General features: G+C 69.2%; 13 protein-coding genes and 1 pseudogene. 10 read left to right on the top strand and 4 right to left on the bottom strand.

From position 1 onward, the window contains the following. Positions 1-338: 338 nt before the first annotated feature. The 3 genes from OIE69_RS01255 to OIE69_RS01245 all read left to right on the top strand — a co-directional run bounded on the left by OIE69_RS01255 (position 339) and on the right by OIE69_RS01245 (position 4,213). Positions 339-2,981, top strand: coding sequence for an outer membrane protein assembly factor BamB family protein (locus OIE69_RS01255; RefSeq protein WP_326570061.1), 2,643 nt, complete (start codon positions 339-341; stop codon positions 2,979-2,981). A 91-nt stretch (positions 2,982-3,072) separates the two neighbouring features. Continuing rightward, the gene (locus OIE69_RS01250; RefSeq protein WP_326570060.1) at positions 3,073-3,630 is read left to right on the top strand and encodes a helix-turn-helix domain-containing protein; all 558 of its coding nucleotides are present in this window, start codon (positions 3,073-3,075) and stop codon (positions 3,628-3,630) included. Beyond that, positions 3,527-4,213, top strand: coding sequence for an IS630 family transposase (locus OIE69_RS01245; RefSeq protein WP_326580898.1), 687 nt, complete (start codon positions 3,527-3,529; stop codon positions 4,211-4,213). Before OIE69_RS01250 ends, OIE69_RS01245 begins: the two co-directional genes overlap by 104 nt. A 243-nt stretch (positions 4,214-4,456) precedes the next feature. On the opposite strand, the gene OIE69_RS01240 is transcribed toward OIE69_RS01245, so the two are convergent. After that, on the bottom strand, positions 4,457-5,467 hold the full coding sequence (locus OIE69_RS01240) for a helix-turn-helix domain-containing protein (protein ID WP_326570059.1): 1,011 nt from the start codon (positions 5,465-5,467) through the stop codon (positions 4,457-4,459). A gap of 1,709 nt (positions 5,468-7,176) precedes the next feature. Here OIE69_RS01240 and OIE69_RS01235 point away from each other — a divergent pair. The 3 genes from OIE69_RS01235 to OIE69_RS01225 all read left to right on the top strand — a co-directional run bounded on the left by OIE69_RS01235 (position 7,177) and on the right by OIE69_RS01225 (position 13,934). Then, positions 7,177-9,216 (top strand): multicopper oxidase family protein, encoded by a 2,040-nt coding sequence (locus OIE69_RS01235; protein ID WP_326570058.1) that lies wholly within the window; start codon positions 7,177-7,179, stop codon positions 9,214-9,216. Between the two features lie 782 nt (positions 9,217-9,998). Beyond that, positions 9,999-12,785: a helix-turn-helix transcriptional regulator gene (locus OIE69_RS01230; RefSeq protein ID WP_326570057.1), complete on the top strand. Its 2,787-nt coding sequence runs from the start codon at positions 9,999-10,001 to the stop codon at positions 12,783-12,785. A 489-nt stretch (positions 12,786-13,274) separates the two neighbouring features. Further along, on the top strand, positions 13,275-13,934 hold the full coding sequence (locus OIE69_RS01225; RefSeq protein WP_326570056.1) for a hemerythrin domain-containing protein: 660 nt from the start codon (positions 13,275-13,277) through the stop codon (positions 13,932-13,934). Positions 13,935-14,001: 67 nt separating this feature from the next. Here OIE69_RS01225 and OIE69_RS44685 read toward each other — a convergent pair. Continuing rightward, a pseudogene (locus OIE69_RS44685) lies at positions 14,002-14,163 on the bottom strand (IS5/IS1182 family transposase); the annotation flags it as partial. A gap of 28 nt (positions 14,164-14,191) precedes the next feature. Further along, on the bottom strand, positions 14,192-15,589 hold the full coding sequence (locus OIE69_RS01215; RefSeq protein WP_326570055.1) for a helix-turn-helix domain-containing protein: 1,398 nt from the start codon (positions 15,587-15,589) through the stop codon (positions 14,192-14,194). Between the two features lie 530 nt (positions 15,590-16,119). Between OIE69_RS01215 and OIE69_RS01210 the strand changes: the two genes are divergently transcribed. Then, complete coding sequence (locus OIE69_RS01210) at positions 16,120-16,722, top strand: DUF4232 domain-containing protein (protein ID WP_326570054.1); 603 nt, start codon at positions 16,120-16,122, stop codon at positions 16,720-16,722. 936 nt (positions 16,723-17,658) lie between these two features. Here OIE69_RS01210 and OIE69_RS01205 read toward each other — a convergent pair. Then, positions 17,659-18,888, bottom strand: a complete 1,230-nt coding sequence (locus OIE69_RS01205) for an MFS transporter (protein WP_326570053.1) — start codon at positions 18,886-18,888, stop codon at positions 17,659-17,661. A gap of 131 nt (positions 18,889-19,019) precedes the next feature. On the opposite strand from OIE69_RS01205, the gene OIE69_RS01200 reads away from it, so the two are divergent. The 3 genes from OIE69_RS01200 to OIE69_RS01190 all read left to right on the top strand — a co-directional run bounded on the left by OIE69_RS01200 (position 19,020) and on the right by OIE69_RS01190 (position 21,839). After that, the gene (locus OIE69_RS01200) at positions 19,020-20,285 is read left to right on the top strand and encodes an IS701 family transposase (protein ID WP_326570052.1); all 1,266 of its coding nucleotides are present in this window, start codon (positions 19,020-19,022) and stop codon (positions 20,283-20,285) included. 139 nt (positions 20,286-20,424) lie between these two features. Further along, positions 20,425-21,288, top strand: coding sequence for a protein kinase family protein (locus OIE69_RS01195; RefSeq protein WP_326570051.1), 864 nt, complete (start codon positions 20,425-20,427; stop codon positions 21,286-21,288). Between the two features lie 353 nt (positions 21,289-21,641). Next, positions 21,642-21,839: a type II toxin-antitoxin system Phd/YefM family antitoxin gene (locus OIE69_RS01190; protein ID WP_326570050.1), complete on the top strand. Its 198-nt coding sequence runs from the start codon at positions 21,642-21,644 to the stop codon at positions 21,837-21,839. Positions 21,840-21,853: the final 14 nt, after the last annotated feature.

Raw genomic sequence — 21,853 nt, 5'->3', positions numbered from 1 at the left:
GGACTTGTTTCCGCGTTTTCCGTTCGGGGCAATCCTCGTGAGGCCCCGGGCCACAGCTCCGGGACATCCCAAGCTTCATGGAAGCTGTGCAGGAACCCTCGTCCCACGCCTGCGAACCATTATCAAGAGCCCCCAAAAACGGAGCCGCGCTGATCTCAGTTCCCATCCGCCGAGGCTGCACGTCGCACGCCAAAGGCGGCCCGCCGCCCTGGCAGGGCGTCCCTATGCTCTCGATCGCAAGATCAGCAAGCATCGGGAGGTGCTCCTTCATGTCCATACCCCGCATACCCGCCCGCGCAAGGCGAAGGCGGGTGCGTGCCGGCGTGGTTGGGCTGGCCATGGCCGGACTCATGGCGTCCCTGCCCGCCAACGCCGTGGCGGCGACGGCCGCACCGTCCGCGACCGTCGCGGCCCGGGTCGCGTCGACGGCATCCGCGTCCGACTGGCCGTACGCGGGTGGCGACCTCGGCGACACGCACAACGCGGCCGCCGAGCGCACCATCGGCACGGACAACGTGGCCAACCTGAAGACGAAGTGGACCTTCACCACGGGAGACAGCGTTTCGGCCACGCCGACCGTGGTGGACGGCTACGTGTACGCGCCGGACTGGGCAGGCAACCTGTACAAGGTGCAGGCGACGACCGGTCAGAAGATTTGGAGCCACCAGATCAGCGAGTACACCGGGATCGCCGGCGACATCTCGCGGCTCAGCCCCGCGTACTGGAACGGCGAGATCGTCACCGGGTCGGGCGAGCAGCGCAGCGACAGCACGGACGGCGCGTTCCTCTTCGGGATCGACGCCCTGACCGGCACCAGGCTCTGGAAGACCCAGATCGACGCCGACCCGGCCGCCATCGTGACGTCGTCGCCCGTCATCGCCGACGGTGTCGTGTACGTCGGCGTGTCGTCCAAGGCCGAGAAGTTCGCCCCGCCGTACACGTTCCGCGGCAGCGTTGTCGCCCTTGACGCCGTCACCGGCAAGAAGCTGTGGAAGACCTACGTCGTTCCCGAGGGCTACACCGGCGGCGCTGTGTGGGGCAGCAACCCGGTGGTCGACGAGAAGACGGGGCTGGTGTACGTCGGAACGGGGAACAACTACACCGTGCCGCCCGGCGTATGCACCTCGCCCGACGAGACCGACTGCGATCCCGGGGCGGCCGACAACTACCAGGACTCCATCGTCGCCTTCGACATGCACACCGGCGAGATCGTCTGGGGCACCAAGACCCTGACCGCCGACACCTGGACCGTCGGCCAGCGGTTCGGTGACGACTTCGACTTCGGCGCTGGTCCCAACCTCTTCACCACCACCGTCGACGGCAAGACCACCGACCTGCTCGGTATCGGCCAGAAGAGCGGCGTCTACTGGACGCTCGACCCGGCCACCGGAAAGATTGTCTGGGCCACGGCGGTCGGCCCCGGCGGCAACCTCGGTGGCCTGCAGTGGGGCTCGGCGGCCGACGGCAAGCGCATCTACGTCGCCAACACCAACACCAACCACCTGCCCGTGACGCTCACATCCGCGACCGGGCAGAAGTCGACCACCACGGGCGGATTCTGGGCGGCACTCGACCCGGCCACCGGGAACATCCTGTGGGAGACCGCGACGCCCGGCTCGGCGTCCCCCATGTCCTTCGTGTCCAGCGCGAACGGCATCGTCTACGGCGGATCCACGAACCCCACCGGCAACAACATGTACGCCCTGGACGCCGCGACCGGCGCCGTCAAGTGGGTCTTCCCCAGCGGGGGCGCGGTCCTCGGCGGCGCGTCGATCGTGGACGGCTCGGTGTACTGGGGCTCCGGGTACCACACCCAGAACCTGGGCCCGTTCTTCCCGACCAAGGGTGACAACAACAAGCTCTACGCGTTCTCCCTTCCGCAGACCCTTCCGCAGACCGTCTACGTCTCGCCGACCGCCGTTCCCTCCGCGGCCGACACCAGTTGCAGCGCTCCCGCCTTCAGCTCGATCAACGCGGCTGTCAAGGCAGTGGCCGGCGGTGGTCGAGTCGTCGTCTGCAACGGCACGTTCCACGAGGACATCACGGTGTCCAAGCCGCTGGCTCTCGAAGCCCGTTCGAACGTCACCATCGACGCTACCGACCTCATCAACGGCATCGAGATCAACGCGCCCGACGTCACGGTGACCGGGTTCACGGTGAAGAACGCCGTCGGCGAGGGCATCCTGGTCAACAGCGTAAAGAACGCGACCATCGCGAACACCATCGTCACGGGCAACAACACCGGTACGGGCCCGAACGCCGTCGCCAACTCCTACGCTCCGTGCCGGCCGACGCAGGACAAGCCCGGTGACTGCGGCGGAGGCATCCACTTGCTCGGCAGTTCCAACGCCACCGTGCTGGCCAGCACCGTCAGCGGCAACAGCTCCGGGATCGTCATCAGCGACGAGACAGGCCCCGCCTCGGGCAGCACCTTCAGCGGGAACTCCGTACACGGCAACGCACTGGGCTCCGGCTTCACCCTGGTCTCCCGCAACGGGGCGGCGGCTCCTGGAGGCGTGCGCGCCCCCAGTGCCGGTGGTGTCTTCGGCAACAGCGTCACCAGCAACAACGTGTTCGACAACGGACTTGAGGCCGGCGGCGGCGGGATCACCCTCGCGTCGGCCGTGGCCGGCGGCGCGGTCTACGGCAACACCGTGCAGAGCAACGTCGTGACCGGCAACGGCTGGGCGGCTGTGGCTGTGCACGGTGGCGCGTCAGGCCTGGACCTGGGCGGCAACGTCGTCAGCAACAACCAGATCGGCACCAACAACGTCGTGGGGGACTCCTACACGGGCACCACGCACGATCTGCAGTCCACGGGCCTGCTTGTGAGCACCGTGGAGCCGATGTCCATCCAGATTACCGGAAATACGATCTCCAGCAACGTCTTCGGCATTTGGACGCACGGCCCGGTCACGGCGGCCAACGCCGCCGGAGCCAACAACTTCAGCAACGTCACCACCCCGGTGTCGGCTCACTAGTAGCGTGTCGTTGCTTAATCCTGGGTTATTTGGTTGGGATGGTGGTGTCCGGCAGATGTTCCTTCCCTTCTGTCGAGCGGGAGTTGGTGTGATGGGTTCGCAGAAGAAGAGGCCGGTGGTGCTGACCGCGGGCGATCGTGAAGTGCTGGTTCGGGTGACCACGACGGGGGTCCATCCGGCCTCGGTGATCAGGCGGGCGCGGGTGCTGCTCGCGCTGGACACCTCTGCTGGTGAGATCGACTCCCAGGATGCGATCGCTGCCCGGGTCGGGGTCTCGGGCGAGACGCTGCGGCTGGTGGCCAAGCGGTTCGCCGAGAGCGGTGGTGACGTCGAGGCGACGATCCAGCGGAAACCGCGGGATCTCCCGCCGGTGCCCTCGCCGGTGACTGGTGAAGTCGAGGCCCGGCTGATCGCCCTGGCGTGCTCCCAGCCTCCTGCAGGCCGTGCCCGGTGGTCGCTGCGGCTGCTGGAGAAGCACGTCGCCCTGGTCGAGGGCATCCCCGATCTGGACCACTCAACCATCGGGCGGATCTTAAAAAACGAGGCTGCGTCCTCATCTGAGGAAGTGCTGGACCATCCCACCACGAGCAAACCCGCAGTTCGCGGCCCGGATGGAAGACGTGCTGGCCGTCTATGCCCGACCTTATGACTCGGCCCGCCCAGTGGTGTGCATGGACGAGAAGCCCTACCAACTCCTCGCCCATGCCCGCGACCCGCTCCCGGCCCGCCCCGGCCGCGACGCCCGCCAGGACAGCGAGTACATCCGCTGCGGCACGTGCTCGATCTTTGTGTGGGTTGAACCCCTGCGCGGGTGGCGCCGAGTAGACGCCCAGCCTCGTCGCACCCGGATCGACTGGGCCGGCCAGGTCAAGCGATTACTGACCGAGGACTACCCCGACGCCGAGACCGTGGTCCTGGTCATGGACAACCTCAACACCCACGGCATCGCCTCACTGTACGAAGCATTCGAACCAGCCGAGGCCTTCGCCCTGGCCCAGCGCCTCGAGATCCACCACACCCCCAAACACGGGTCATGGCTCAACATCGCAGAGATCGAACTCTCCGCACTGACCCGGCAATGCCTCGACCACCGCATCGCGGACCTCGACACCCTCAACACCGAACTCTCAGCCTGGCAGAACACCACCAACACCGACCAACGTCAGGTGAACTGGCAGTTCACCACCCACGACGCACGCACCAAACTCCGCCACCTATACCCCACACATTAGCTGCGACAGTCTACTAGAGCCCGCCCACCGCCCCGGCGTGCCGTGGAAGGCACGCCGAGCCGCGTCCTGCCGAAAGCCCATTCGGCAGGACGCGGCGGCGCGCCGCTGAGAGCCGTCGATCCTGCATCGAGGCGAGCAGCGACGGCCGGCGAAGTGAGGTCCGCCCGTGGACGAAAGCCCGGTTGTGGACCGGGAATCGTCCGCTCGCGGCCCGGAGCGGGAAGCTCCCGCTCCTTCGCGGCATCAGTGAACGAGCGAGCTCGGTGTCTCGCCGAACTGCCGCTTGAAGGCCCGGCTGAAGTGGCTCACATCGGCGAAGTGCCATCGAGCCGCTACGGCGGATACGGTGTACCTCCCGCCCAGTGCGACGAGTTCTTCGCGCGCTCGCTCCAAACGGCGCCGCCGGACGTATGCCATCAGGGACTCATCGACTTCGGCGAAAGCTCGGTGCAATGTGCGGACCGAGACCGACAGGGTCCTTGCCACCTCGGCCGGAGACAGGTGAGGGTCCAGGAGCCGGGCTTCCACGCAGTTGCGGGCAGCCGTGCGCAGCGAAGGGCGGAAGGCAGGGTCGGCGGACACCCCCCGGGACATGAGCGCGCCTGTCAGCAACTGCACGACGGATTGCTGAGCGGCGTGGACGCCTGCCGGACTCAATTCACCCCGCATCCTGCGGATCAGGTGAAGCTGTCCCAGCAGCAGCCGCGCCTCAGGAGCTTTCTGGGAGATGACCGTGAGCGTCGGCAGCTGGTCGAGTCCGGTGCCGGTCAGTGTTTCGGAGGGCAGGAGCAGTACCCGCGCCCGTGTGCCGGGGCGGTAGGAGAACTCCCGCGGCACCTGTGCATCCCGTACGCACATCGTGCCCGGTGGGACCTGAACGGTACGACCTGCTTCGGTGAGGCTCAGCCCGCCACTGTGCATGATGTGAACCACCGTGCGTCGCTCCGTGGCCCGCTTCATGCCTATGACGCCTTCCACCGCGTCGCCGTATTGTTCGCTCACGGCAATGTCCCCGATCTCGGAGGAGTCCACCCAGCACCGGTAATGGCCTGTCGTGTACTGCCCCGGAACTCGCAACGAGTGCACGTGCCAAGGACGAGCGTCGTTCAGTCTCCGCCACTGCTGTCTCAGCAACTCGTCGCGCTGCGCGTGCGCCAGTGCAACCTGGATGTGCATGCGAGGTGAACTGGAGTTGGACGGCGAGTCGACGCCCGAGATGCCTGGCATGATCACATCCGAAGTGTATATGGTCACCTGACCGCGATCGTGCGCCGGGAAACCACCGGGAACCACACCCGGGCGCCAAGTCCGTCGGCATGTAGGTCGGTAGCCGGATCAAGCAGTCCGATCGTTCCGGAAGAGCTGGTACGGAAGCGGGCGGAGATGCGGTGCGCGTGCCGGTCCGTGCCGGTGACTCTGCTGATATGTGCGCCGACCTTCGAGGTAGGACAGGCCGTGCGAGCCCGTCAAGCTTGATTCACAAGTACCGCTGGCCATGCCAAGATGCGTAGCAGCCGTCAGTCGGCCGTGGCAGGGCCGGCCCCGCTCGCCCTGGGTGCTCGGCGAATCCCGGCGGCCCTCAGCTGAGCTGCTCACCGCGTCCGACGGCGATGCCCTCGGGGCCACGGACGTAGCAGAGCCGGTTGACGTTCTCGTACTGGTGCGCCAGACGCGCTGTTTGCAGCAGCAAAGGGCGGTGGCGAGACCGAGGAAGGCCAGTCATCGAGGGGATCGCGGTCGTATCGGTGGTTGAGCCGGCGGTAGTCGGCCCGCCAGGGCACGGTGCGCCCGGGCTCACCTTCGGCGCCGGAGGAGGAGCCGACCGACGCGGCGTGGCCCGGCAGCACGGACGCCTCTGACATCACCGCGGCGGGCATCACCTCAGCCCGCTCCAAGGCGCAAGGCACCACCGCAGCCGTCCGCTGCTGCGGGACGGCCGACACCACCCCGGCACCTTCAGGCCCAGCACCTCCCGCTCCTTCCGCGGCACAGGCCTGAACCGGTCAGCCGGGCTCTGCATATCGACCGCCTGATGCGGACGTACGCAGTTGTACGTCGCGGTCGCGATGACTTGCTGAGAGCTGGGGACTCCCCAATGCCGGTATGACCTGCGCACCCCCGATGTCATGACCACCAGGCCTACAAGGCGGATGTCGGCGTTCAAAACCGTCCACGCCCACCAGTGAGAAGACCCCCAGCCGGTCATGGCTGACCTGGTGCTGATCGTGGGCGCCGTCGACGAGCCGACCCTGAGCGCGGGACCGGCGCCGTGGGAACGGGCGCCCGGCCGCCGCCGGGGCAGAGTCCCCGTGAGCCGACGCCACGTGTCCGCACCACGACGCCGGAAACCGCACGGCGCCCTTCGGCTGGTCATGCCCATTCCACCGTTTCGGCGGGTTGACGGGGCGACGGCAGCCGATGCACCGAAGAAGGATGACGGGGGCTGCCCCACGGGAAAACAAGTCATCACACTCATGCTCGGCCACGCGTCGATGCGTACGCTCACCTTCGCGGCCATCACCGGACTGGGCTTCGAACGGGATCTGGTTCGGATATGCCGTATCCGCACATGACGACAGGCTCATGGCGATTCGGAAGGTGAGAGGTCTTGCATGCCCGCCCATGAGCTGTGGGAACCCGCCATGACGGATCGTGGTGGGGTGTGCGCGGACCGGCGTGAATCAGACCGCCGGAAAGCCTGCCGGCATGCCGTGTCTGCCGTCCGGATTCCATGGCGTGCATGCGTTCAGTGCGGTCCCAGGCCGACCGCGTGGGATCGGCGGGCGCACCGCGGGAAGTAGCGGCGCAGCCTCTGTGGCCAGTGCCTGTATCTCGGCGGAAGCCGGCGATGTGGTGACCCGTTCCGGGTGCCCTGCATGACGACGGGCTCGCTCACCGGTGGATCCGGACACGGGCGGGCGTACAAGCCGTCGGAGAAACGAACATCAAGGAGTGGACAGCACGTGGCAGCGCATAAGAGGCGGACCTTCTTCGGGATCGCGGGAGGCGCCGTGGCCGGCGTGGCCGGCTACGGGGGGATGAATCTGCTGGCCGGTGGGGGCGCCGAGGCCAAGGCTGCGGTGGACACGTCGGCGCGGCTGAGCGGTGGCAAGGCCCTGGACCTCGAGGGCCCCTCCTTGCCGCGGGTGACCGAGCTGACGCCGTTCGAGGACGAGCTGCCGATCCCGCCCACTCTGAAGCCCTCGAGCCGGGACACCACTGAGGTGCGCCTGGTCGAGAAGAAGATACGTCTGCACTCGCAGCTCCCCGCGACCCGCATGTGGACGTACGAGGGTTACTTTCCCGGCCCGACCATCGAGGCCCGGCGTGGTCAGCGGTTCCGGCTGGCCTGGCGGAACGAGCTCACCGGCACCAGCCCCGTCAAGGGCGTCTTCGTGGAGCCCGAGGGGCCGCCGCCGGGCTTCCTGTCCCTGAACACCCCCGGCTCGCGGGGCGCGAAGGAGCGGCCCGAGGTGGCCGCGCTGACCGCTTGGACCTCGGTCCACCTGCACGGCGGCCGGCAGCACGCGATCTCCGACGGCGCCCCGGACTCGGGCGTGACCCGCGGCAGCGCGCAGCTCGCCGAGTACACCAATGACACGGCCGCGGCGCACCTCTTCTACCATGATCACGCCATGCCGGTGACCGCGCTCAACGTGATGGCGGGCCTGCTCGGCAACTACATCATCCGTGACGAGAACGAGGACCGCCTCGATCTGCCGCGCGGCCGGTACGAGATCCCGCTGACCATCGCCGATGTCAACTTCGACACCGACGGCAAGGGGCGGATCAACGGGCAGCTCCTCGCGAAGCGGATCCAGGTCGGCCCGTCCATCCCCGGGGTGATGGCGGCCGCCGTGCAGTTCCAGGGCCCCTACACCATGGTCAACGGCCGGGTGTGGCCCTACCTCGACGTGGAGGCCACCGCCTACCGCTTCCGCGTGGTGAACGCCTCCAACGCCCGGGTTTACATCCTCGCTCTGGTGGACGAGGAGACCGGGCAGCCTGTCAAGGGCGCGATCAAGGTCATCGGCACCGACATGGGCCTGCTCGACAAGCCTCAGGGCGTCGAGGGGAGCATGACCCTCACTCCTGCCGAGCGCGTTGACATCGTGATCGACTTCGCGGCTTTCCGCGGCCGGCGGCTCAGGCTCGTCAACGTCGCGCCCGGCGCCCCCGGTGCGCCCCCCGCCCCAGCGGGCACGCCCGTGCCCGCGGCCGGCGTGCCGTACCCGCAGGTCATGCAGTTCCGCGTGGGCAGGGGGCGGAAGCAGTCCTACGTCGCGCCGAAGAAGCTGGACCCGCGGTTCAAGCACCTGACCCCGTCCGACATCCCGCAGGACGCGGTCGAGCGCTTCGTCATGCTCTCCTTCGACACGCTGGGCATGCCGACGATCATGGAGCTGCAGGAGGCTCCGGCGGGCATGGGCACCGGCAAGGGCGTCGTGCAGCTCGCCCTGCCCGGCGGAACCCGTACCTTCCGCGTCGTGGGCAAGCACTTCGAGGACGCCACCAACTTCTTCGCCGCGGCGGGGAGCTGGGAGAAGTGGACGTTCATCAGCGTGGGCCCGGTGCAGCAGCAGATCCAGCACCCGATGCACATCCACCTGATGAACTTCCAGCTCCTCGAGCGCCGCATGGTCGACGGCACAGCCTTCGACACCGCGCTGGGCGGCACCACCAGGCCGATCACCATCAAGGACGCGATGCCGATCGCCGTCAGTGAGTCAGGATGGAAGGACACCGTCAACATGCCGGCGAACTCCATGGTGACCGTCGCCGGCCAGTTCGGACGCGAGACCGGCCGGTTCATGTATCACTGCCACATCCTCGACCACGAGGACGAGGGCATGATGCGTCCCTTCGTCGTCATGCCGCCGGAGGTGCTCACCCTGCAGAACATGATGCTGAAGATGATGAACACCCCGGGCAAGCCCGCCGCCGGCGGTGGCGCCGTGCCGCCGATGGACCACGGGGCGATGGACCACGGGGCGATGGGCTGACGGGCTGGGTGCGGCGGGCCTCCCTGTCCAAGGCCCGCCGCACGGTGGTCGCGACCGGAGGAGCACGGGAGGAGTCCGGCGGCGGTCAGGAGAGGATGGAGAGGGCAGGGCCGTTCACGGCTGTTTCCCCTCGGATCCTTCCGTGATCGTGCCGCCGCTCAGGAACGGTGCCCCCCCAGCACACGCCCGCCGGGTCTCCGTCGGACCACCTGGGCGGCCGACCCAGAGATACGTGACGAACCCGTCTCGGCGAACCGGCTCGAGATCCCTCCCAGGGCCTCGCGTTCTCGCGATCGGCGCTGAGATGTCACGTGAGTCCGAGGTGGCCGGTGGACGCAGCGTGGCCACACGCCGGCCGGCGCACGCGTGCGACGCCTCCCCGCCTGGGCGGCCCTGCCGACACCGACCGATTCGGGGCCGCATCATGCCAGGAGGCGGGCGAGACGATCAGGATGGGCGCCGATCTCCTCCTTCACGACTCCCGAAGTCGTGGCGCGTTGCGAACACGACGGCGATCCCCCAGCCGCCAAGGCCACGGGGGGCCGTGAGGGGCCCGGCACAGCTGCCGCGCCTGGAACGAAACGCCGGCAGTGGGCGTTCAAGGAAGACGGTGGGCGCCTTACGGCCGGCTCGGACAGCGGTCCGGTCCGGGGCCCGTCCCCGGCAGCCGTCCACCGCGGTCTGGACCCGCTGCCGCTCCCCCGGCAGCGGCGGAACAACTGCACCACCGGGGCGGACAGACGCTGTGCGCCCTGTGTGATCCAAGTAATTGGGAGACGTTCGTGAGCCGCGATCACCGTTCGCACGACTGCGAACCGGGGGAACTGGTCGGGCGTCAAAAGGACCTGGAGCTGATCGACGACCTTTTCGACCGTCCGGCGGGCGCCCTCGGGGCGCTGCTGCTGTCGGGCGAGCCCGGGGTGGGCAAGACCGCCCTGCTGGACGCGGTCGCCCGGCGCGCTTCGGCGGCCGGTGTCCGCGTCCTGCGGGCGGCGGGCGCGGAATTCGAGACGGGTATGACGTACTCCGCGCTCAACCAGCTGCTTCTCCCTCTCCATGAGGAGATCGAGGCGCTCGACGACCTCTACCGTGAGGCACTGCGGGTGGCGCTGGGGTTCGGTACAGGTGCAACACCGCAAAGCCTCGTCGTCGCCAACGCCGCACTGGCGTTGCTGCGTCGTGCGGCCGCGGAGCAGCCGTTGTTGCTGGTCGTGGACGACCTTCCCTGGGTCGACCGGGCCAGTGCCGTGGTCCTCGGGCTTGTGGCCCGCCGCCTCACCGGCACCGGTATCACCTTCCTGGCTGCGGCCCGCGGGGGAAGCAGGGGCTTCTTCGACGGCACGGGCCTGCCCACACACGAGGTCCTGCCCCTGGACCACCGTTCCGCGTGCCGACTCGTCGGCCTCCGTCATCCGGGCCTGGTGTGGAGCGTGGTGGACCGGGTCCTCACCGCCGCCCACGGCAATCCGCTCGCGCTGCTGGAGCTGCCCACCGCCTTGACCGGACCCCAGCGTTCCGCGCTGGAGCGCCTCCCCGAGGTCCTTCCCTTGGGCCGGCGCCTGGAAGCCCTCTTCGCCGGGCGCGTAGCCGGGATGCCGCCCGCCTCGCGCCGTCTGCTCCTGATCGCCGCGCTGGACGGGACCGGTGACCTGGCCGTCCTGCAACGCGCGGGACAGCACCCCTCTGTCCAGGCCACGCTGGTTGACCTGGGCCCCGCTGAACAGGACGACCTGGTCCGGATCGACGACAGCGGCCACCGCCTGGGTTTCCGGCACCCGTTGATCCGCTCGGCGGTCGTCGGAGCCTCCACCACCGCGGAGCGCCGTGCGGCACACTGCACCATCGCCGACGTGCTGCATGACCAGCTCGAACGCCGGGCATGGCATCTGGGCGAAGCGTCCGTGGAGCCCGACGAGGAGGTCGCGGCCCTCCTCGAACGCAGCGCCCACATGGCCGGCACACGCGGTGACTCCTTCGCCGCGATCCGGGCCCTCACGCGGGCCGGGCACCTGAGCCCCGAGGCGCCCGACCGCGCCCGCCGACTCGCCCAGGCAGCCTTCATCAGCGCCGACGCGACCGGCGAACTGGTCAGCGCCTCCCACCTCCTCCAAGACGCCCGGCAAGCCGGCACCGACGACCACGCCTCCCTCTACTCGGCGGCCACCACGGTCCACCTCATGCTCAACGGCACCGGGGACATCGACCCGGCCCACCAAGTGATGGTCAACGCCATCGAGAAGACGCTCCACCGGCGTGGCTCCTACGATCCCGCGCTCGACGAAGCCCTCTACGTGCTGATCCTGCTGTGCCACTTCGGCGGCCGGCAGGAACCGTGGCAGGCCTTCCACAGGATCGTGGCACGCCTTCCCGACGTGCCCGCGGTGATCACGGTGTCCGCGGCGGCGCTCGGCGATCCCGCACGGGTCGGCGTCGCCGCGCTGCGCGAACTGGACGAACTGCTTGCCGGGCTTGCCCATGAGAGCGATCCGACGAAGATCGTCCGCATCGGCACCGCGGGCGTCTACGTGGACAGGCTTTCCCGTGCGCGCGACGCTGCCCGCCGTATCCATGGCCAGGAACAGGGCGCAGGCCTGGCCGTCAAGAAGCTCGGGGTTCTTCCGCTCCTGTGCCAGGACGCGTTCAACACCGGCCGTTGGGACGAGACGATCCGCCTGGCCGACGAAGGACTGCTGCTCAGCGGGCAGGTCGACTACCCGTCCTACACTTGGTACTTCCGGTACGAGAAGGCACTGGTCGCGGCGGCACGCGGTGATGTCGGTTCCGTTGTGGAGACGGCCGACGCGATGACGTCCCAGGCGGCGTCCCGGGGCGTGGGCCACATGATGAGTACTGCCGCGCACCTGCGGGTGCTGGCGGCGCTGGCGGAAGGGGACTTCGAGAGCGCGTTCCGGCATGCGGAGGCCATCAGCCCGGCCGGCTCGCTGGCGCGCTACGTCCCGCACGCGGTCTGGGTGGTGATGGACCTGGTGGAAGCCGCCCTGCGCACCGACCGCCGGGCGGCGGCGACCGCCCATGTGCGGGCCGTTCAGGAAGCCGGGATCGCACACATCTCGCCACGCCTCGCGCTGCTCGTCGGCGGCGCCACGGCCTTGGCGGCCACGGACACCGACGAGGCGACGGCACTGTTCGAGCGGACGCTGTCGCTTCCCGGCATCGACGACTGGCCCTTTGAGCGGGCCCGGGTGACCCTCGCCTACGGCGAACGGTTGTGGCAAGCGAGGAAGATCAAAGCCGCCAGAAAGACGTTGGTGACCGCGCTGCACATCTTCGAAGAGCTCGGCGCGCGTCCATGGGCCGACCGGGCCGTACGCCACCTCAAGGCAGCCGGGTGGGCGACCCGGCACAAGTCGGACCCCGCCGGGCTCACACCACAGGAATCCGAGGTCGCCCGGCTCGCTGCCTCCGGACTCACCAACAAGCAGATCGCCGAGAAGCTCCACCTCTCCCACCGCACCGTGAGCGGCCACCTCTACCAGGTCTTTCCCAAACTCGGGATCACCACCCGCGCCGCGCTGCGCGACGCCCTGGCCGACCTGGACCGGCCCTGACCACGTCGCGGCGGTTCCGTCCGGCCTGACCCGGCAGCCGCGCCCTGACCCCCCGCCCCTAGCGACCCCGCCGTCTCGACGACACCGGCCGTAGGGCGCCGGCCCCTCGGGCGGAACGAGAGAACGACAAAGCCCTCGAGGTGGATCCTCGGCCCCCGGTTCGGTTGAGATTGCTCCGTCATCCCTTACCTGGGCCGCGTGGTCAAGTCATCTGGCCGATGCACGGGGATGCGTCCTCTTGGCATGCTCTTCTGGCGGCTGCGGCCCGTTCTCCGTTTCCGGCAAAGCAAGCGCCTTGATTCGTAGCGCTTGGACTGCCGGAAAGCCCCGCTCGGCAGCCTTCTTCGACGGCGACGGTATCGCAGCCCACCGGGCGGTCCGGTCTTGCACGACATCGTGCCCGGTCGACGAATACCGGCCGCATCCCGTGGCGGGATGTGCTGCCGCGATACAAGGGAAGAGAACATGGCTCCACTCGTCAATGAACCTATGGCCGACACGCGCGACATGTACATGGCCCACGCAGGGCTGCGCCGGGAGTTCCGGCTGCTGCCCGGCCTCATCCGGTCCGTCGCGCCGGGAGACATCCGGCGTGCGGAGGTTGTCGGCGCCCATGCCGCTCTGGTGTGCGCCGTCCTGCACCAGCACCACGAAGGCGAGGACCTGCTGCTGTGGCCCAAGCTCGTGGAACGCGGGGGCGCGGAGGCGGCGGCCATCGTGCCGACCATGGAGCAGCAGCACCAGGCCATCGAGGACGGGCACACGGAGGTCACCGGGCTGCTCGGCGGCTGGCGCTCAACCGGGCAGGGCGGCGAAGCCCTCGCTGACGCGTTCGAGAGACTGACGGCCGCTCTCGTGGAACACATGGCGCTGGAAGAGGAGCAGATCCTGCCGCTGGTCGAGAAGCATCTCACCGCGAAGGAGTGGCACCAGCTCGCCGAGCACGGCAAGGCGGTCACTCCGAAGAAGGTCATGGCGCTCGTCTTCGGAATGGCGATGTACGAGGGCGACCCCGAGGTCGTCAAGGCCGTCCTCGCGCTGGCCCCCCTGCCCGTTCGGCTGCTCGTCCCGGCCATGGCACGCCGCCAGTATGCGGCCCACGCCAAGCGGGTCCACGGCACTGCCACACCGCCCCGCATCGGCGCCTGAATTCCCCTCTCGGAGGCTGTGGTCTGGGATGCCGGGCGGGGGCCAACTCCGCCCGGCGTGATCAATTCATCGTGACGGCGATGACCAGGCCCAGCACGTCCACGGCCAGCGCCCGCTTGCGGCCCGGCACTCGTTTCCCGGCGTCCCGGCCGGTCGTCGAGGCGGGGACCCCGGCGGCCGCGTGGACACTCTGGGTGTCCAGCACCACCAGGGTCGGGTCCTCTCTACGCGCTGCTCCGCCTGAGATCCGGGTCCCGTCAGCCCCCCGCTTCGAAATCCTCGTGAACGGCCGTCATCGGGACCCAGCCATCGGGGTGGCGATACCAGTAGTGCGGTAGCCCGTTGATGGTCGTGGTGCGGAACGGGCGGCCGTGGTCGTCGACGCGGACCGAGCCGGTCCGGCCCTGCGACGACCAGTCGAGCTCGAGGTACCAGTCACAGGTGCAGGCCCCCGTGCGCGCGGAGAGGAACAGGACCTCCGGCTCACGCAGAGACACCCGGTAGGGGAGGTCGATCGCGGGGGTCGGCCTGTCCGGATCGTTGCCCGGCACTGAACGGGCCAGGGGCTGGTGCGCGTCCAGGTTCACCGAGAAGTACCGGGGAATGAGGACGGCGCCGCAGCCCTCGTACATGGAATAGGCGATGCTTCCGCGGGTGGCGGGAGCACTGCGCTCGACCATGCGCACATGCAGCGCTGTCAGGACCACGGCGCCCGAGCCCCGGCCCTGCACCGTGATCCGCAGATTGGTGGTACGCCCGTGCACCGCCCCCTGGGACGCCGCCCACACTGCGGCGTCCGCCGGGGCGGGGGGCGGCGGAACTTGACGCGGTGGCCTGGCGATGACGTAGTCGTGGTCGCATTCGAGCTGCCAGACATGGGAGTCTGCGGTCCAGGTGAGCGGCGCCCCGGCGGAGACCGTGCCGGTGTCCGCCCGGTCCTCGCGCGAGCTCTCGCCGCTCCCTGCGGCCGGTGCCGAGGGTTTCGACGAGGAGCGCGCGGAGGCCGACGGCCCCTTGCCACTCGCGGAAGGGGCTGCGGCCGGATGTGGACTGCCGTCGCTCCGCGGCGACGATGCCGGGGCACTCGGCGTGCCGCGGCCCGAGACCGCTGACACACGGTCATGCGAGCTGTCGCGGACGGCAGCGGATGCGGTGAGACCCGCCAGCGAGACGACGAGCGACACCGCCAATGCCGTCACTCGCAAGGGCCGCCGCCGGGGGCACCCGTCATGGGAGCGCCGCTCTGCCGACAAGACCCGTTCCCGACCAGGACGGGCCGGCGAGCCCCGCTCGGCGGACTCGTCCGCCGAGCCGTCCGGACTCCCGGCCATGGGCAGCACGGAATTGCTTCCGTTCACTCGCGACTTGACTGCTCGCCGGGCACCGGACGAGCGCTGTCGCCGCCGTTCCGCGTCCGCCAGGATCCACCGGCGGTGCAGGTCCTCGCGCTCTTGCCAGGAGGCTCCGCAGAGTTCGGCGAACCGCTCGACCACGGCGAAGTCCGCTGGAACCACCTCCCCCGCGCAGTAGCGGTGCAGGGTGGAGGCGTTCATGCTCAGGTGGCGGGCCAGCGCCGAGTAGCTGCGGTCCGTGCGGCTCTTCAAACGCGTCAGCAGGGACGCGAACTCCGCCGCCTCGTCGCGGATTACGTCCATGCGGTCCGACCTCACATCCGTCCATCGGTTCCGCGCCTGCATGGCCCCGATCCGTGCCAGCCACCAGCTGCCCCGCGTACGTGCACGCAACTACGGCCGGGATGGTTCCGCCCTCACGCCATCCCTCTCTTCGTCACGCATGGCCTCGCCGCCAATCGGTCGTGACTGTGCTCGGCGCCCGTGGCGCCAGCCGTCCCACCTCCGGCCCGGATTAGTCTTCCGTCCCGGAGCGGCATCCCAGGGATGTGGGTCTTCCCAGGTCACCAGCGCTGGGACCGTCCCACCGTTGCAACCTGCGGGGCAGCTGTTGTCCCACGGCCACAGGGCATCCGACGCTATGCCCGTCGCACCGGCTGAACCGGCCGGAGCACCCGCCGGTGCCAGGACAGCCGTTCATCGAAATGCCCTGGCGCCCCCACGGCCCCGGAGGGGACGGCGGTGTGGCGCGACCGTTTGAAACGCACCTGGCTCACCCCAGTTGCGGACCGATGCCGCGTGCGACCTCGTGACGATCGAAAAGGAACTCCCACATGAACGTGAAGTACCCCGCTGCCCGCCTCGTGGCTGTAGCGACGGGCCTCGTCCTCGTGCTCGGGTACGGAGTCTCGGCGCAGGCCTCCGCCAACGGGCCGCAGACGGCCAAGGGGAAGACCCGCGAGGCGGCGACGCACCGCACTAGCGCCAGCGTCACCGTCTCCGCCTGCTCCCAGAAGGACCTCGGCGTGTCCGCCGTGAAGGAGCCGGCGGACAGTACTGACGCCAGGCACCTGCTCCTCACCGTCCAGAACGCCGGCGACAAGAAGTGCAACGTCTACCGCTACCCGCTCGTGCGGCTCGGCGCCGGCCGGACCATGGCCCCTGTCATCGAGGACAGCGCCCCGAAGCCCGGCGAGCCCGTCACCCTCGCACCCGGTCAGGAGGCGTACGCCGCCCTGCTCGTGAACAGCCCCATGGACGAGTACGAGGCCAAGAGCATCACGCTCAGCCTGCAGGGCCGTAAGCCTGGCAGCACAGCCGGCAAGCCGATCGACGTCCCCATGCCCGTCGATACCCTCTACGCCAACGACGGCCAGCGTGTCACGTACTGGACGACCGCCCCCGGCTACGCGCTGGACTTCATCATGTCGAGGTGACGCCCTTCGACCGGACTGCCGGTCCAACAGCCGACCGGGCAGACCTCTCCTCTGCCCGGCTCGGTCGGGCATCTACGGACAGCCATCTTCAGCGCCCCCTCCTCAGAGGGTGATGGCTCCCGGGCTCCTCGGACCACCGAGGGCAGCGAAAACGCTGGGGTCGTGCCGCTCAAGCCACGAGGTCACCCGGGTCCAGACCTCTCGTACGTTTCCTGTCTCGTGTATCGGCGTCTCACTCACCTGAGATTTCCACCTCGGCACGGTGGACTCGTTCGCTGAGCACGCCACTGACGTCGGTGGCACCCGAGGAGCGTGGCCCGGCCTCGAGGACTATGGAGTTGTCCATCCGAGGAAGCGACGACCGCTGATTATTCATAGGAAGACCGTATGCGGGGCCACTGACAAGGACTGACTCGGAACGAGTGATCGCGGACCGTCGCCGACACACACCAGGCAGGGACTGTACAAAGAATGGCTCTGTCTCACATCCGGTGGTAACGGAGAGTCATATCGAACGAGACTGCCCTGAAGTGCTCTCTTGCAGACCGAGGGAGACTTTCCCGGGGTCCTGCGCGACGTCCACCGTGAAGCTGCTCCGTGTGGCTCATGGGTGTCTGCTACGGCTCGACCTGAGATTATAACTGTGCGCATTCGACATCACCAGGCGTTACCACCGGATGTGAGACAGGGCCGTTCGTTGGACAGACCCACTCCAGTACCGACCACTGCTCATCAGAAAGATCCCCACGCCCCATACGGTGATCATCGTGGAATGAGGCCTGGCTGGAGGACCCGTTCTAAAACACGGCCTCGTCGCCTGACCGGCTGATGGGCTGACGCAGGGGTGAGCGGCCGAGTCGGCCGTGGCCTCTCTTGGGGGGAGGAGATGCGGGCCCGGCCTTCCGCGTTGTGGAGGGAGGAACGGGTGAGGGGACGTCAGTCCCGCGACATTTCGGGCTCGGGCTGCGGCACGCGCAAGCCCTCGTCGCGTGTCCACCACCAGGCGGCCGCCGCGCCGATGCCAGCGACAGCCACTGTGATGAGCCCGCCGGTCAGGAACCCGGCCGTGGGTGAGCCTGCCGCGACAGCTGGGACGACGAGCATCGACGCCGTCCCGGCGGTGCGGATGACCGTGAGGTCCAGCGACATCAGGCGGCGGCGCGGCCCGGCGGGGAAACCGGCGAGGTGGGTCTGCAGGGTGATGCCGCAGAACGGGGCCACGAACCCGGTCGCGGCGGCGAGCGCCAGGAGGACCGGCAGGTTCGAGGCGAGGCCGTTGAAGGCGAGGAGTAGTCCGGACGCGGCCCACACCGCGCAGTACGCGGCGGGGAGTCGGGCCGGGAGGCGGACGTGCCCGGCGGCGAGGTTCCCGGCCAGCGCCCCGGCGCCGGTCGTCGCCAGGATCAGCCCGTACGCCCCGGCCCCTGCGCCCATCGTCGCGAGCAGCGCGGGCAGCGCCAGGGCGACTGCCTGGGCGAAGATCGCCGCGCCGTGCACGCCGATCGCTGCGCCGGTCGCCGGGTGCGACCTCGCCAGGCCGCGCACGCTGAGCGTCTCGGGTACGGCCGGGCGCTTCCCGGTCGGGGCCGTCTTGTGGACGCCCCGGCCGAGGCGGGCGAGCACCGCGGCGGAGACCGCGAACGTCGCGGCGTCCAGCCAGAACAGCGCGCTCTGCGGCATCGCAGCGAGGAGGACGCCGGCGGCGCCGGGGCCGGCGATGCGGGCGACGCGGCCGGTGAGGTCCATCAGCCCGTACACCGCCTGCACTTCGCTGGGGCGGACCAGGTCGGGGACGAGCGCCCCGAGGTTGGGATCGAACAGCGCCCCCGCGGCGCCGACGGCGACGGCCAGGACGAGCATGCTTGGCAGGCCGAAGACGCTCCAGGCGACCGGTAGGAGAGCGACGAGCACGATCCGGGAGGCGTCCACCGCGGCGAGCGCCCGCAGCGACGCGAAGCGGTCCATCAGACGGCGGCCGACGGTGCCCATCACGATGTACGGCACCGATTCGGCGACCGCGGCCAGGCCCATCGCGGCGGCGCCGGACTTCTCCCACGCGAGCCACATGATCGCCATGGCGTACAGGCGGTCACCGAACACCGACAGGCCTTGCGCGCCCCACAGAGCCAGGACGCGGCGGCGTCGCAGCAGTCGGACGTACCCCATGATCACTCCCGCCCAGGAAAGGCGAAGTCCCGGCCGATGGGCGTGCCGGGACTCCCCACACCCTAGTAGTGCTTGGTCAGGTCGGCTGAGTCTGTGCGTGTCCTTGTGGGGTGGTCGGGCGTTGGGAGGGTGTGAGTCCGGACGAAGTTGCTGTGGTGCGTGATGAGTTGGAGGCGTTCGCGGCGGAGGTGTTCGAGCCGTTTGCGCGCAAGGATCAGCGCCGGTGGGGGCAGGTGTATCTGCGTGGTCTGATGACGGACGCGCGGCGCAAGTCGGTCGAGCCGATGGCCGCTCGGTTGGGAGAGGACGGCAACCGGCAGGCGCTGGCCCACTTCATCACCACCAGTCCGTGGGATCCGGCCCATCTGCGGGCCCGTCTGGCGTGGAAGATGGAATCGGTGATCCGGCCCACCGCTCTGGTCTTCGACGACACCGGGTTCCTGAAGGACGGCAACGCCTCGGCGTGTGTGTCACGGCAGTACACCGGGACTGCGGGCAAGGTCACCAACTGTCAGGTGGGTGTCTCGCTTCATCTGGCCCGTGACCATGCCTCGGCGGCCGTGAACTGGCGGCTGTTCCTGCCCGAGAGCTGGGATCCGTCCTCGCCGAAAGCAGACCCGGACAAGGTCGCACGCCGCACGTCCTGCGGCATCCCCCAGGACATCGGGCATGTCGAGAAGTGGCAGCTCGCTTTGGACATGGCCGATGAGACCCGCTCCTGGGGGATCGATGTGCCGCTGGCGATCGCGGACGCCGGATACGGCGACGCGGCGGCCTTCCGGCTCGGCCTGAACGCGCGGGGCATGCACTACGTGGTGGGTATCTCCAGCACGCTGTCGGCCCAGCCGGGCGATGCGGCACCGGTCGCCGAGCCGTACTGCGGGACCGGCCGGCCGCCGGTGCCGAAATACCCCCAGCCTGCCCGCTCGGTGAAAGATCTGGTCATCGCCGCAGGCCGGAGCGCGGCACGGCCGGTGCAGTGGCGCGAGGGATCCCGGCCCGGCACCGGCCGCTCAGGCGTCAAGCGGATCTACTCCAGGTTCGTCGTCTTGCGGATCCGGCCCGCCGGACGTGAGATCCGGCAGGCCACCGACGGCGTCGAGCTGCCGGCGTGCTGGCTGCTGGCCGAGTGGCCCGCGGGTGAAAAGGAGCCGGTCCAGTTCTGGCTGTCCGACCTGCCGGAGACCACCGCGCTGACCACCCTGGTCCGTCTCGCCAAGCTCCGCTGGCGGATCGAGCACGACTACCGGGAGATGAAGCAGGCCCTGGGCCTTGCCCACTTCGAGGGCCGGACCTGGAACGGCTGGCACCACCACGTCACCCTCGTCTCCATCGCCCATGCCTTTTGCACCCTGCAGCGACTGGCCCGAGCCCCAAAAGACGCGGCGCCGGCCTGAGCCTCTACCAGGTCGTCCGCGACCTGCAGATCCTCCTCGCCACCTGGACCGGCGCCTGCCCCACCTGCCACCGCGACATACCCACCCCAATACCAACCTGACCAAGCACTACTAGGGCACCTCACGAGAAGGAAGAGACATGACGACACCACCGATCCCTCTTGAGGCGCGTATCGCAGCAGACGCGACATGCGGCGACGGAACCGTGCTGGAGCCGGTCACCGACCGGCGCGGTTGCGCGGTGTGGAAGGCCACCGGCCCGCTCCGGTCCGCCGCGGTGAAGTGCGGCGCCGGGCCTGAGGGCACGGTCATCGTGCTCCGCGAGTCCGCCGCGGTCGCCGGAATCCTCGGCAGCTCCGCCGTGATGGCGCAGGGCCGCAGCCCGGGCGGGGCCTGGATGATCACCGCCTGGCACGACGGCCCGTCGACCAGGCAGCTCCTCGCCGGAGTCCCCGACGGCACCACCGACCTCGGCGCCGCCCGGGACGCCATGGTTACCGCATGCGAAGCGGTGGCCGCCCTCCACTCGGCCGGGTGGGTGCACGGCGACATCCAGCCTGACCAAATGGTGCACACCCCCACCGGCGTGCGGTTCCTGGACTGCTCATGGGCCTGGCACCCGCTCACCCTCGGCCCGTCCAACCTGTTCCGCGGAGGCATGCCCCACCTCCTCGCCCCCGAGCTGGCGTGGAAGGTCCACCGCGGCCACCGGCCCGTCGTCGTCACCTCCACCGACGAGGTGTACACACTGGCGGCCAGCCTGTTCTGCGCGATCGCCGACGAGTGGCCGCTCTCCTACGCGGAAGCAGGCGTCGACCCGAGCGCCCTGGACGCCCCAGGGCTGCGGCACGCGATCGCCACCCGCGGGATCCCGGTCCGGTCGGCGACGGTGTGGCCTACCGCCCAGGTTGTGCTGAGCCACGTAATGTCCCGGCCGGACTACCGGCGGCCTTCGGCGGCGGATCTGGCGATCCTGCTGGGCACGGTCTTGGCGGGGGCGTGACCAGCACCGCCCGCGTGGCAACGTGCGGTCCTGTTGCGTGGGCGGTAGCCGGGGCGGGTGATGGCGCCGACACGGCCGTGGGGGCAGGTACGTTGAATGCGGCTGGTTTGTCTGCCGGCGGATTCGGAATCTTGGTCGGCGTACTGGCCCGGCAGCCGGCCTGGCGTGGTCTGCGGTTGGCCGGTGGCGTGGGCAGGAAGTCCGGCCCTACCAGTGTGGATCACCGGGTTCGGGCGGCGTGGCTGTCGTCGTTGGCTGCAACGACCTTTGATTATGGCGGGTGCGGGGTGGGAGGCGGCGAGTCCGGAAGCCGTAAGTATCGCAACTATGATAGTTCGGGTAGTGTGGCGGGTATGGAGACGAGGACGTACACGACAATCGACCTCCGCAAGGCCATGGGTGAGATCCTCGACCGCACCCGCATTGCGGGGGAGGCGGCTGCGATCACCCGCAAAGGGAAGACTGTCGCCTACCTGGTGCCCGCCGAGTGGTTTGAGCAGCAGCAGGCCGCACAGCAGTCGGCCTCCGACGTCGGCCAGGACGCGGCCTAAAGCGCCAGGCCGGA

Origin of the sequence: Actinacidiphila glaucinigra (genome assembly GCF_035918135.1) — a bacterium.
Lineage (GTDB): Bacteria > Actinomycetota > Actinomycetes > Streptomycetales > Streptomycetaceae > Actinacidiphila > Actinacidiphila glaucinigra.
The sequence above is the reverse complement of the archived record's forward strand: the minus strand, read 5'-3'. Positions and strand labels throughout refer to the sequence as shown.